The sequence below is a fragment of the Candidatus Pantoea carbekii genome (assembly GCF_000971765.1).
Classification (GTDB): Bacteria; Pseudomonadota; Gammaproteobacteria; order Enterobacterales; family Enterobacteriaceae; genus Pantoea_A; species Pantoea_A carbekii.
In genome coordinates this window covers 1-14,562 of sequence record NZ_CP010908.1, presented here as the reverse complement: position 1 = coordinate 14,562, position 14,562 = coordinate 1, and the positions used below count along the sequence as shown (strand labels likewise).

General features: G+C 29.8%; 9 protein-coding genes. 7 read left to right on the top strand and 2 right to left on the bottom strand.

Annotated elements, in window-relative coordinates; all coding sequences use genetic code 11:
- Positions 1-881 precede the first annotated feature (881 nt).
- Entirely contained in the window at positions 882-2,384 is a 1,503-nt protein-coding gene (locus tag BMSBPS_RS04245) for a UbiD family decarboxylase (protein WP_046201231.1), read from the bottom strand.
- Between the two features lie 555 nt (positions 2,385-2,939).
- Between BMSBPS_RS04245 and BMSBPS_RS04240 the strand changes: the two genes are divergently transcribed.
- Both BMSBPS_RS04240 and BMSBPS_RS04235 read left to right on the top strand, forming a co-directional pair.
- Positions 2,940-3,440 (top strand): Hsp20 family protein, encoded by a 501-nt coding sequence (locus tag BMSBPS_RS04240; protein WP_046201229.1) that lies wholly within the window; start codon positions 2,940-2,942, stop codon positions 3,438-3,440.
- 1,705 nt (positions 3,441-5,145) lie between these two features.
- Positions 5,146-6,102 carry a RepB family plasmid replication initiator protein gene (locus BMSBPS_RS04235; RefSeq protein WP_326972821.1) on the top strand — a complete coding sequence of 319 codons (957 nt, stop codon included), beginning with the start codon at positions 5,146-5,148 and terminating at the stop codon, positions 6,100-6,102.
- A 656-nt stretch (positions 6,103-6,758) separates the two neighbouring features.
- Here the strand turns inward: BMSBPS_RS04235 and BMSBPS_RS04230 are convergent.
- Positions 6,759-8,033: a Glu/Leu/Phe/Val family dehydrogenase gene (locus BMSBPS_RS04230; RefSeq protein ID WP_046201228.1), complete on the bottom strand. Its 1,275-nt coding sequence runs from the start codon at positions 8,031-8,033 to the stop codon at positions 6,759-6,761.
- 403 nt (positions 8,034-8,436) lie between these two features.
- On the opposite strand from BMSBPS_RS04230, the gene BMSBPS_RS04225 reads away from it, so the two are divergent.
- The 5 genes from BMSBPS_RS04225 to astE are packed head-to-tail and all read left to right on the top strand — an operon-like array spanning position 8,437 to position 14,562.
- The gene (locus BMSBPS_RS04225; RefSeq protein WP_046201227.1) at positions 8,437-9,645 is read left to right on the top strand and encodes a bifunctional succinylornithine transaminase/acetylornithine transaminase; all 1,209 of its coding nucleotides are present in this window, start codon (positions 8,437-8,439) and stop codon (positions 9,643-9,645) included.
- Between the two features lie 17 nt (positions 9,646-9,662).
- Complete coding sequence (astA, locus tag BMSBPS_RS04220) at positions 9,663-10,691, top strand: arginine N-succinyltransferase (RefSeq protein ID WP_046201226.1); 1,029 nt, start codon at positions 9,663-9,665, stop codon at positions 10,689-10,691.
- Between the two features lie 4 nt (positions 10,692-10,695).
- Complete coding sequence (astD, locus tag BMSBPS_RS04215; protein WP_046201225.1) at positions 10,696-12,162, top strand: succinylglutamate-semialdehyde dehydrogenase; 1,467 nt, start codon at positions 10,696-10,698, stop codon at positions 12,160-12,162.
- A 23-nt stretch (positions 12,163-12,185) separates the two neighbouring features.
- Entirely contained in the window at positions 12,186-13,529 is a 1,344-nt protein-coding gene (gene astB / locus BMSBPS_RS04210; protein WP_046201224.1) for an N-succinylarginine dihydrolase, read from the top strand.
- Between the two features lie 10 nt (positions 13,530-13,539).
- Entirely contained in the window at positions 13,540-14,562 is a 1,023-nt protein-coding gene (astE, locus tag BMSBPS_RS04205) for a succinylglutamate desuccinylase (protein ID WP_046201223.1), read from the top strand.

Sequence of the window (14,562 nt, the reverse complement as noted above, 5' to 3'; positions counted from 1 at the left end):
TGGATTTTATTTTAATAATAATATTAACTTATTCAACGAGAATAAGTTAATATTATTAGATGATTTATTGTATGTAAATTAATTGAAAATCAAATTTTTTAGAGTCAACAACTTATTATTATTTTAGCATTTTTTTTGATATAAATTTCAATTATAGCTATTTTAAATAATTTAAAAAATTTCTCTTATATAGAGATAATAAATAGTTAAAATGAATTATTATTATGTATGTGTTAGATTATCAGTATTGATCAATATGTAAGAAATACTCGTTTTGTATTTCATAAATTTATGAAACTATAAAAATTATTTCATTTCGTTTTTAATTAAAATTAATGTATAACGCCTCTTGCTTTTTAAGCTAAGAGATTTTTTTATTTAATTATAAAAATTATTATTAATTAATTGTTTCTTATTAAATTTATTTGAATTTTTTTTGAGTAAAATTGTAGTACAAAAATTTTGTATATTATGCTAACTAAGAAATTTAATTTTAATTAAAAAATTGTTTTGTATAAAGTTTTTATTAGCATTGAATCTTACTTAAAACGAGGAAAATATTCAAATATTAACTATAATAAATGTATTATCAATATATGGAATATTCAATTGATTATTTATAAGTTATGCGGTTTTTATATTTTATATCAATTAATATATATTAAAATAGTAAATATAATATTAAAAATTTGAAATTTTTTCATAAAATAAGATTTTCAAGCTTGAAAATCTTATTTTAAAAACAATAGATATAATATCATTATATATAAATTTTAAAAAATTAACATGTTAGTCATCTTTAATTTATTTAAATTTAAAATAGATAGTTTCGTATTTATACTCATAAAACATATTTTTATTTCTTTTTGAACTTTTTAACATTACTTAAATAATTCTGGAGCCCATAGATTTGGTTCAACCTCATCAAATTGTGATCTGACAAATTGATGTTTTAATTTCCAAGGTACTGTACAGTCAAATATAGTTTTGCAAGTATTTCCTTTAGCAGAAAGAGCAGTGTTATAATCAGGAGATTGAGAAGGATCTAATACATGGCCAGTGATATTTGGAAGAAAAATTGTATCTATATCTCCCTGATAACGAGTTTGCATTGCCCAAATTACATCATTAGTATCAAAAAGATCCACATCTTCGTCAACGAGAATTACGTTTTTTAATTCTCTATAAACAGCTAAAGCATTAATCGCTGCTTGTCTTGTATTACCGTCATCTCTTATATTCCTTTTTTTTACTTGAAGAATAGCAAGTAATTTACCGCCTCCTGCGCTATGAGCATATACATTTTGTAGTAATCCAGGTAATGATTTTTCAAGAGCAATATAAATACTCGCTTCGGTAGGTAATCCTGCTAAATTGACATGTTCTTCACCTGGCCCAACTAATGTTTGTAAAATAGGATTTTTTCGAGTTGTAATTGCCTTTACTTTGATTATTGGAAGGGAAGGATTAGCTTCACCGGTATAGCCAGGAAATTCAGGCATTGCTTTACCAGTATTGGTATTTTGGTCTTCAATTATTCTTACATTTGGTAATATTTCTCCTTCGATTACGATCTCTGCTTGTGCAATACTATATTGCTTAATACTAATACATTTTGTTAATTTTACTGATTTCCTTCTTAACCCGCCTGCAATACAGAGTTCATTAAAACCAAAAGGAGTTGTTGGTGCTTCAAAACTGGCACTAACATAAATAGCAGGATCTAAGCCTATATTGATAGAAATTGGAAGCGATTTGTTTATCAGTTCTGCTTTTTTTCGGAAATTATCGATGTGTCTACCTGGTGCAAAAAAAATAGACAATTCATCTTTATTTTGAACACAAAGTCTATGTATAGTAACATCTGTGTTATTTAGGTTTTCAGGATCACTACCCATTATTAGTGCCATACAAAAAAAAGGACCTGCGTCTTCATATGTATTTGTAGGTACAGGTAAAATTTTACGTAGATCAAAATCAGCATTATTTGCTTTATAGATTATTTCTTGACATGGTGCATTTTCATTTTCAATAATCAAGGGAGGTATAATGTAATCTCTGGCATGTGCTATTTGTTTTCCTAATTCTTGTTCTGCAATTCCTAATAATCGACTAACTCTTCTTCTGGATGCTAACATGCCAACTAGTATACGAAAATTTGGATAATTTTCTATGTTATTAAACATCATTGCAGGACCAATTTGGGTAGGACGCATTACTGTTCCTCCTGCTCCTATTCTTTTATATACTCCTGCTAGTTGATTGTGAATTTTTATAGGATGATCAGTTGAAATATATTCATCAGAAAATTGTTTTAAATGCGTGATAGCACTTCTAAGATCTATGATAGGCGGTATATTATAATCTTTAGGTTCTTTGTTCATATTATTAGTTATAATATAACGTTTATTATTTTTCATGTTGAATATCTCTATTTTTATTTAAATAGATTGCTAATCTATTTAAAATATAATTTTATTATTAAATTCAAATTGTCTTTTTTATCTTTATATTTGCATAGTAAAGATCACATAATTAATTTAAATATTAATTTTTAATTTTGATCTGAAGTTACTAGAATAATTTATAGTGTTAGATTTATATGTATTAAAATGAATCTAGTTTTTTACTCATTGATTTTTATATATATAAATATTTTTTAAGTAAATTACTTTGTATTTAATTAATTTTGAAACAATGTTTAAAATATATATTATTTACATAGTTTATAATTTTTTATAATGTTAAATAAATTTAGATCGATTTTAGAAAAAGTTATATGTTTAAAACAATATATTCTAAAGATATATATATACTATAAAAAAATCTCTTAAACTACCTTGAAAAATAACAGAAAGCATCCATAATTACATAGTTAATATGAAGCATTTTCGTCCCAATGAGCTTTTGAATGAATTTATTATTCAGGAGGTTATTATATGTCTTCGTTTACTTTACCAGTTTTTTCTTCTCTTACAGATTCCATTTTTTCTGATCGTTTTAATCGAATTGATCGACTATTTAGTCAATTAACCGGTGATACTCCTGTATCGTCGACTCCTACATATGATTTAAGGCAGCTTGATAACGAACATTATGCACTTACTGTTAGTGTACCTGGTTGGAAAGAGCATGAGTTAGAAATTGAAGATGCAGGTGGTAGATTAACTGTTACTGGTCGAAAACAGATGATGGATAATAATAATAATGAAGAGTCAGAGGAAAATAATGCAGGTTGGTTGCATAAAGGTATAAATCGTACAGATTTTCGTCTAAGTTATAATATACCTGAATATATGAAGGTTACAGAGGCAAGATTGGAAGATGGTCTTTTAAACGTTAAATTATATCTTGAAATACCGGAAAGTGAAAAACCAAGACGCATTCCTATAAAGAATAAAAAGAACGATGCAATTGAGCACCAATCTTCGCAAAAATGAAGTAAAATATTTAATTTGGAGGATATAATGCTATCCTCCAAGTTTGTAATTTTTTAATAATTCGATTTTTAGATTTGTTAATGTTTTATTAAAGTTTTTTATGTTGTTTTACAAAAATATAAAACTGAATTTTATTATTAGTCTTTAAGTAAGAAAATATTATATTTTTATTAATTATATTAGTTAATTGAGCAAATATTGATTTGGAAGTTTAGTTTAAAAATATCGATATAGTTACATGTATTGATTTTGAATTTTTTATTATTTTGATTGATTGATTTTTAAATTCCTCACTAAACGTCAAAAAAATAATTAATTTATATGGTTGTCTGCTAGCTTTTTGTGTTACTGTAAAATGCACTGTTTCTTGGTAAGGTCTTTTATAGATGCATATTATTACCTATCGTTTAGTACAATAATAGATAAATAAAATAATGGCAATAAATATATTGTTATTATTTTAGTAATGATGATCAGATATGAATCTAGTGATTTTATTTTATTTAATGAATTTACGCATTGCTGCTTTAAAGTTTCAGTCATCGGCATTTATTTTTATTAGAGCGTTATTTTCGCCATATTGACAGCTTGTCTAAAAGTGTATTGTTGTTAGGTGTATGCTTTGGTATTAAAATTTACGTAAATTAAAATGCGTATACTTAATTCAATATATAAAAATGCAAATATATTAATATTCTTATTTTTAATTAATGATTTGTTTCTTATTTTATGTCTTTTTGCTATAAATTATTTATACATGTCAGAACTAATTCAGAACTATCCTATATAAATTTTAATAGCCTCTTTTCCACATCTTTTAATTTAAAATTTCGTTTTAACATTTTTCCTTTTGCTTATTATGTTAGTTTTGTAGACAGAAAATGCAATTTTAATACTAATACTTATATAATAAGTAAAAGCTAATATAAGCAATTTTTTTAAGCATATAATTTATTTTATGAAGCATAGAATAATATAATAATATCCTAGATCAGTTTGAATTTAAGTGATTTTTTTATCAAACAGCTTTTTTGCTAGTTTTTGTTTTATTTAATAAAATTTAAGCTTAAATAAGTAAATTGATTTTTCAATGTTAAATAATTTTAATTATTCTTAATATGCCATTTTTATTGAATGGTCTTTATATGTTATTTTTAAATATAATCTAATGTAATATAAACAATTTTCAATTTGATTTTACATATAATTAAATTTGTCAAATAGGTTAATACAATTTCATAGTCTAGATATAAAGAAAGCCACTATTTTATCCACAGCTTTAGATCCTAGTTATTAAGATCCTATAAGATCCTATAAGATCCAAAAAGATCCCTGATCGCTGAAAGTAGCGTCAGCTCTGGTTTAGATAGAGGTTTGCATAAACTATAGTGAGTAAAATATAAACTATAGTGAGTAAAATATAAACTATAGTGAGTAAAATATAAACTATAGTGAGGAGGTAATATAAACTATAGTGAGTAGAACTTTTGGAAAAGTAATTTTATTGGCAAATAAATTTGTTATATTTTTCTTTGAGTTAAGATAATATCAAAAAAGATATTATTTACTTATGCACAGGTTTGTATTATTAATTTTTCCTTTCTAAGGATTTAACTAATTGGAAATGCTTTTGAATAGTAAATATCTTGATATAGAAAGACTATTTCAAGAAAAACACAAAACTTCAGGAGAAGTTATTAAGCTTATGCCAAATGCTAATAATACTGTTCAACCTATTGCATTGATGAGGCTTGGTATCTTTGTGCCTACTTTGAAATCTTTAAAAAATAATAAGAATAAGACATTTATTAGTATTGATGCGACAGAAGAACTTACTCGTCTATACTTAGCAAAAGCTGAAGGCTTTGAAAAAGTTGAGATCGTAGGCCCTCGTTTAGATATGGATAATGATTTTAAAACTTGGGTTGGTATTATTCACTCTTTTGCTAAACATCATAATAAAATTATTGGAGATAAAGTTCAGCTACCATTTGTTGAGTTTGTTAAACTCTGTGGGATTCCTTCTAATCGATCTTCAAAAAAGTTAAGAGAACGTATTAGTCCCTCCTTGAAACGCATTGCTGGTACTACTATTTCTTTTACTAGCAATATGGGTCAAGATAGCAAAGAATACATTACACACCTGGTACAGTCTGCATATTATGATACAAAACAAGATATTGTAATCTTGCAAGCGGATCCTCAGTTATTTGAGCTTTATAAATTCGATCGAAAAGTTCTTCTTCAGCTAAAGGCTATTAATGCACTTAAAAGACGTGAGTCTGCGCAAGCACTTTATACTTATATTGAAAGCTTACCAAAAAATCCAGTACCTATTTCTCTTGCTCGATTACGTGAAAGACTTAATCTTCGTTCTCCTGTTTTTTCACAAAATCAAACCGTTAGACGTGCTATACAACAATTAAAAGAAATTGGATATTTAGATTATAGTGAAGTTCGTAAAGGTTATAGTATATATTTTAATATTCATTATCGGCGTCCTAAATTGCAAACGTCAAAGAGCAAAATTGCAGATAATCACCAAAAATTATTGATTACTATACCAGATACTTTTGATATGCAACTGCGTAACAAATTAAAAATATTAAATAAACTTGGAATTACGAGGGAAGATCTTGAAAAATTAATTCAAATGAAGTAGTAAATGTATTAAAAAATAATATAGAATATATTTGTTATTATAGTTAAAGATACGATAACAGTTTTGTTTGATAATTTTTACTTAGTGGGGAGTATGTTTTTGTTTATTTTCAGTATACATCAAATTTATCTAGAAGTTAAAACAATCGATAATCTATATTAATAGGTATTAAGCTAATATTGCGTACTAGTAATTTTCTATTTTTAAAAAGATAACTTTAAACAATTTAACTACTATTTAATTAGTATAAAAATTAATGCAATTTTATTTTATTGATAGTTAACATGACTAAATAAATATAATGTTACTGCTTTTAAAAATATTTATTATAAAGTAAATTATTTTAAATAGAACTTTGCTGCCTACAGCTTATGCAAGCTATAGGCAGCAAAGTTCTATTTATTCATTCAACTCAATAATTTTACAATAAAAAATTATAATTTTTGAAAAATTTTATTTATTTAAAAAATAAATATTGTATTTTAAAGTCAATAATCATGTAAATTTTAAACAATGCAATTAAAAAATTTATCAGAATACTTTTAATTATTTACAATAGCTTTAATCAATTGTATTGTTTTTTAGTTTCATTTTTACTAAAATGGATTGTATTAAAATAAAAGTTGCAATCGACATTGCTTAAGATTGTATAATTTTCAGCCTGGATAGATGCCTCGATCTTTACGGGCCATAAGAATTCTTTCACATGCAACAATATAAGCGGCAGTACGTAAAGAACAGTTGTTTTCTTGCGCTTTATTCCATATATGTAGCATAGCTTCTATCATGATTTTATCCATACGTAGATTAATTTCATCTTCGCTCCAAAAAAAACTAGCCATATCTTGAACCCATTCAAAATAACTTACTGTGACACCACCAGCATTACATATAACATCTGGTACTACGGTAATATCGCGCTGACATAGAATATCATCTGCTTCTGGATAAGTTGGACCATTTGCACCTTCTAAAATTAATTTGCAGTTTAATTTTTTTGCCCGTTCAAGTGTAATCTGTCCTTCAAGTGCTGCAGGAATTAAAATATCCATATGTATGTCCCAAAATTCATCACGATCTATTTGTTTAGCCCCTTTAAAACCTATGATTTTGCGATGTTTATCCTGCCAATCATTTAATGCAACTACATCAATACCTCTTTCGTTAAATAAAGTACTACTATGATCTTGAATAGCTATCACAGAAGCTCCAGCTTCAACAAAAAGACGCGTTGCTTCGTTACCGACGTTACCAAATCCTTGAACTGCTAACCGACTTCCCTGAATTTTAACACCTGCTCGTTTAGCAACTTCCCGACCGGTAATAAATACACCTCTGCCTGTAGCTTTTTCACGGCCTAATGAACCACCTAGATGAATAGGTTTTCCTGTTACGATACTTGTAACTGTTGCGCCCTGTTTCATTGAATAGGTGTCCATAATCCAAGCCATTATTTTACTGTTTGTACCTACATCTGGAGCTGGAATATCCTTTTGTGGTCCGATAATAATGCTAATTTCACTAGTATAACGACGTGTTAATCGCTCCAATTCACCTTCTGATAATAAAAAGGGATCGACGCGAATTCCTCCTTTTGCACCACCGAAAGGTAAGTTCATCGCAGCACATTTAATAGTCATCCATGCAGATAATGCCATTACTTCATTCAGATCAACATTCGGATGATAGCGAATACCGCCTTTACCTGGTCCACGTGAAAGGTTATGTTGTACACGATATCCTTCAAAATGATGAATTTTACCGTCGTCCATATGTACTGGAATATCTACAATAAGTGCGCGCTTGGGATGTCGTAGCGTATCAGCCCAACGAGCAAGATCACCTAAATAAGGGACAACGCGATCGATTTGACGTAAATAGGTTGTCCATGCTGATATATTTGTATCTAATGCATAAGAAAGCTTATTCATAAAAACCTTCTAAGTTGGAAATAAAAATTTTGTATATTTTTTTAATTTTCAATTTATTTGAAAGTCTTGTTCAGTATATTGTGTATACAAAAAACATAATATAAAAAATGTTTTTATCTTTTTTTTAACCATTTGAAATATAAATTAAATTTAATTAAATATTTTTTGTTGACTTTGCTGTAAGTCAAAGACACGATAATTATATTTTAATATGAAATAAATATAAAATTTATGTTTTTCTTATCTTTAGTCTCAAATCCATTCTCTTAATTTAATATTTTTTAGTTGTTTGAACGCTATCATAATAATTTAAATTCATGAATATTATTTTTTTATTGCGTTGTATAAGCAATTTTATATTAGTTAAATTAAGCAAAATATCAATTTTCTAGGAGAATTAACAATGTCAGAAGAATATAATCGAATGGATTTCGACAAATACATGGTACCTTGTTTTTCCCCTGCGCCATTTATCCCTATAAGAGCTAAGGGTTCATGGGTATGGGATCAAAATGGAAAAGATTATATTGACCTTGCAGGTGGTATTGCAGTAAATTCTTTAGGTCATGTAAATAAATATCTTAAAAAAGCTTTAAAACAACAGCTTGACAAGCTCTGGCATATTGGAAATGGCTATACTAATGAACCTGTTTTACAGTTAGCAAAAACGTTAGTTGAATCTACTTTTGCTGATAAGATTTTTTTCTGTAACTCTGGAGCTGAAGCGAATGAAGCCGCTCTTAAACTTTCTTTAAAATATGCTGCTAATTTTTATGGCAAAAAGAAAAATGAAATTATTGCATTTAACGATGCATTTCATGGACGTACATTATTTACAGTAACAGTAGGAGGACAACCTCAATATTCAGCTGAATATATATCCTTATTTGCTAATATTATTCATCTTCCTTACAATAATCTTCAAGCAGTTAGCTCACATATTTCTGAACATACCTGTGCAATTATCGTTGAACCTGTAATTGGTGAAGGTGGTGTTTATCCAGCCGATCCAATTTTTTTACAAGGTTTACGCAGACTTTGTAATCACTTTAATGTTGCTTTAATTTTTGACGAAGTTCAAACCGGTGCAGGACGTACTGGTTCACTGTATGCTTACCAGCAATACAATGTAGAACCTGATATTTTAACTAGTGCTAAAGGATTAGGAGGAGGGTTTCCTATAGGTGCAATGTTAGTAAAAGAAAATTGGGCGCAAGTATTTACATTAGGGACACATGGTACCACCTTTGGTGGAAATCCGATGGCTGCTACAGTAGCTAACAGCGTCCTAGGGCTATTAGATAATAAACTTTTTGAAGGCGTTAAACAACGTAACGTTTGGATTATTAAAAAACTAAGTTTATTACAAGAAAAATATTCTATTTTTAAGGATTTACGTAGTATGGGATTACTTATAGGTGCTGAATTAAGTATGCATTGGAAAGGTAAAGCTAAAATTCTTACAAACTTTGCTGCAGAAGAAGGCGTAATTACTTTAATTGCAGGACCGAATGTAATACGTTTTACACCTGCTTTAAACATTTGTTTTCGTGATTTACAAGAAGCTTTTATACGATTCGAGCGCGCTCTTATTCGTTTAAAAAATTCTTAAGACAGGAGCAACGTTATATGCTGTTTCGTCCTGTTAAAGAATCAGATTTATCAGATATTTTAAATCTTGCTGCTAGAGCTGGAGTTGGATTAACTTCTTTACCAAATGATAGTAAATATTTAAAAACTCGTATCAATAATAGTATAGCTACTTTTAATGGAAATTTGCCGCGTTCACAGCAAAGTTTTATCTTCGTATTAGAAGATCCTACTATTAGACGAGTTGTGGGTATTAGCGCTATAGAAGCGGCTGTTGGATTAGATGAACCATTTTATAATTTTCGCATTCAAAAAAGCGTTCGTGTATCAAGAGAACTTGGTATTTATAAAAATTTAGATTTATTAGTAATAAGTTATGACTTTACTGGCCATAGTGAATTATGTACATTATTTCTAGATCCTACTTATCAAAAAAATGGAAATGGCTTGTTTTTATCGAAAGCAAGGTTTTTATTTATAGCCGCACATCGCCACTTATTTTCATCTTATCTATTTGCTGAAATGCGAGGAGTAGTAGATGAAGAGGGTAGATCACAATTTTGGGATGCCTTAGGGCATCATTTTTTTGATCTTTCATTTTTAGAAGCCGATCGACTTACAGGAACTGGCATAAAAACTTTCATTGCTGAACTCATGCCGTTTTATCCTATCTATATATCGTTATTACCCCTTGATGCACAGAAAGTTATTGGTAAAGTACATCCTAATACTGTACCAGCGCGTTTAATTTTAGAAAAAGAGGGTTTTAAATGGTGCGGTTCTGTTGATATTTTTGACGCAGGTCCTGTACTGCAAGCAGAAACAGATTCCATAAGAGCAATTCGTGATACTCAAATTGTAATAGCAGGTGAGATGGGTAGCGTTATAAGAACTGCAAATATTCCTTGCATTGTTTCTAACGATAGATTCAAGGATTTTTGTGCATTAGTAGTAGAATCACATTCTAATTCAGACGCATTGCACTTAAGTGAAGTTCAACGTGAATTTTTGCAGGTCAACGAGAATGATATATTACGTTTCATAACTATGTATCCCGAGAGAATTTAACATTATGAGTCATCTTGCACATTTTATTTCTGGTAAATGGTGTTTAGGTAAAGGACCTGTTCTTATAAAAAGATCGCCTGAAAACCAGGACATACTTTGGAAAGCGTCTAGTGCTAATATAGAAGATGTGCAGAATGCTTGTCTGGCCGCACGTGCTGCTTTTTATAATTGGTCACATCTGTCATTAGAACAGCGCATTACTATTGTTCAATCCTTTGCAACACGTTTATCTGAACAAAAAGAACAGGTTGCTACATTAATTTCTCAAGAAACTAGCAAACCATTATGGGAAACTCGTATAGAAGTTCAATCAATGATTTATAAAGCTAGTATTTCTCAAGAAGCTTATTCTATTCGAACAGGTTTTAGTGAGACACTATTACCGAACGGAAAAATACAATTACGTCATAAACCTCATGGAGTAATGGCTGTTTTTGGCCCCTATAATTTTCCTGGACATTTACCAAATGGGCACATTATTCCAGCACTTATTGCCGGTAATACAATTGTTTTTAAACCTAGTGAATTTGTACCTGCAACTGCAGAGTTAATAGTACAAATTTGGCAAGATGTTGGTCTTCCTAATGGTGTATTGAATTTAATTCAAGGTGATAGGGAAACTGGTAATGCGTTGTTAAAAAATATTCAAATTGACGGTGTACTTTTCACTGGAAGTGCAGCGGTTGGCTGTTACTTTCATCGTTTTTTATCAGGTCAACCAGAAAAGATTCTTGCATTAGAGATGGGCGGGAATAATGCTTTAATTATAGATAGTTATACTAATTTTGATGCAGTAATACGACTTATTATTGAATCTGCTTTTATTTCAGCAGGACAGAGGTGTACTTGCGCTAGACGTTTATTAGTTAAATTTGGTCCAAAAGGTGATGCATTAATAGCAAGATTGGTTGAAGCAAGCCGTCAGATAAAATTTGGTAAATGGAATGCAGACCCTCAACCATTTATGGGTGGGCTAATTTCATTAGAAGCATCTAGTGCCTTGCTTGAGGCGCAGCGACACTTGATTAACTTAGGAGCATCTAGTTTGTTAAGAATGGAACAACTTGATCATTGTTCTACTATTGTAACTCCAGGTATTATCGATATTACTAATTGTACGATCCCTGATGAGGAATACTTTGGTCCATTATTAACTATTATACGCTATAAGGATTTTGATGAAGCAGTCTATATTTCTAATAATACACGTTATGGATTGGCTGTTGGATTAGTTTCAACAGACGCATTGCTTTTTAATCGTCTTACTAACGAAGCACGAGCAGGTATTGTTAATTGGAATACACCTTTAACAGGCGCTTCTAGCAAGGTTCCTTTTGGTGGTATTGGTTGCTCTGGTAATTATCGTCCTTCAGCTTACTATGCAGCTGATTACTGTGCCTGGCCTATGGTTTCACTTATTAGTGAATCGCTTATATTACCAACTACAATTCTACCAGGTCTTCCATTCTAACGTTTAAATATTTAAGGTTTTTTATGTCAAGCATTGAAGTAAATTTTGACGGTTTAGTCGGTCAAACACATCATTATGCTGGTTTATCTATAGGGAATCATGCTTCATTATATAACCGTAATGGATTATCGAATCCAAAAAAAGCTGTTCTTCAAGGATTGAAAAAGATGAAAATCTTATTAAATCAAGGTTTTGTTCAGGGTATTGTACCACCACAACCTCGTCCAAATGTTAATGCATTAAGAGCTCTTGGATTTAGTGGTACTAATGAGCAATTATTACGATACGTAGGAAAAACATCCCCTCTCTTACTTTCTGCATTCAGTTCAGCTTCATCTATGTGGACAGCAAATGCTGCAACTGTATCACCTTCAGCTGATAGTAGAGATGGTAAAGTACATTTTACAGTAGCAAATCTTAACAGTAAGCTTCATCGTTCATTTGAAGTATTAACTACTTCTAGTATTCTGCGTGCTATTTTTAATAACAGAAATTATTTTTGTCATCATAATGCATTACCGCAACAAAGCGATTTTGGTGATGAAGGAGGTGCAAATCATAATCGTCTATGCAAACAATATGATACACAGGGAATTCAATTATTTGTATATGGCCGTAAAGCTTTTGGTAATGGCATTGTGCCTCAAAGATATCCAGCACGTCAGACACTTGAAGCTAGTGAGGCTGTATCACGTTTGCATCAGCTGAATCCTCAATATACTATTTTTGTCCAGCAAAACCCCGTTGCTATTGATAGTGGTGTTTTTCATAATGATGTTATTTCAGTGAGTAATCAGTATTTATTGTTTCACCATCAATATGCGTTTCTTAATCAAAAAAGTGTACTCAAGCAATTATTTGATAAAAGTGCTTTATTAGAATTACCTTTCATAAATATTGAGGTACCTGAAAGTGAAGTAACCATGCAAGATGCTATAACTTCTTATCTTTTTAATAGCCAGATATTAACTAAATCGGATGGAAAAATGTTGATTGTTGTACCGGAGGAATGTCGTAGATGTAAAAATGTATGGCGTTATCTAAATAATCTCATTGAACATATATCATGTCCAATTAATGAAATCCAGGTATTTAATTTGCGCGAAAGTATGCAAAACGGTGGTGGACCTGCTTGTTTGCGTTTGCGTGTAGTCCTAAATAAAGATGAGTTTTCTGCAGTAAACAGTGGATGTATATTAACTGATTATCGTTATAAACAGTTGATTAAGTGGGTAGAAAAACATTATCGTGATCGTTTGCATAGTAACGATTTAGTTGACCCACAGCTTCTGAATGAAGTTTATCAAGCACTTGATGAACTAACACAACTTTTAATGCTTGGCAGTATTTATGATTTTCAGCAATAGAGATATATAAATGCATAAAATTATTAGTAAACTTTTAAATGATGGATTACAAGATATAACTTTTCCGATAGAAATACAGGCAAATTGGCTTGCTGAGGGAGTATTGCAGCTTATTCCAAAAGTAGGGTTTAATCAAGCAATTATTGTATCAGCTGGTATTCATGGTAATGAGACGGCTCCTGTTGAATTGCTTGCTAGTTTATTACTATCTCTTAGTAAAAAAAAATTGTTTCTGCGTTGTGCATTGTTGATTATATTTGGTAACTTAGCGGCAATGCGTATAGGTAAACGTTATATTCATTATGATATGAATCGTTTATTTTGTGGTTTATGTAATAGCTATTTAAAGAGCATTGAAGGTTTGCGTGCAGCTGTTCTAGAACGAACTGTGAATGCATTTTTTAACACTTTAGATTTATGTAATAATCACCATATATCTGTATATCATTTTGATATACATAGTACAATTCGTAATTCGCGTTTTTCACAATTTGCTTTAATTCCTTATCACATTAATGCTTATAACAAGTTTTTTTTTGATTTTTTAAAATCATGCGAATTGGATGCAATAGTTCAACATACAGTTCCTAATGGAACTTTTAGTTACTATGTTAGTAAACGTTTTGGTATACAAAGTTGTACATTAGAATTGGGTACTGTTCAACCGTTTGGTCAAAATGCGCTTTATCTCTTTCAAGCAACAGAGTTTGCTCTTAAAGCTCTTATTTCTGATAATCTTTTATTAGAGACAACAAAAACATCTTTAAAATTTTTTACTATTAAGGAAAGTATTATAAAAACTCATAGTAGTTTTAGATTAACACTGTCATCATTAGTGGAAAATTTTACAAAATTAGAATCAGGACAAATTATCGCCTATGAAAAAAATCAAATATGGCGAGCTAATGATACTGCTTGTTGGATTCTTTTTCCTAATCCAAATGTTGCTTTGGGCTTACGAGCTGCATTGCTTTTAGAAGAAAGGTTAAATATTGCTGATATGTATAGAAAAGTAGATAATATTTTAACATAA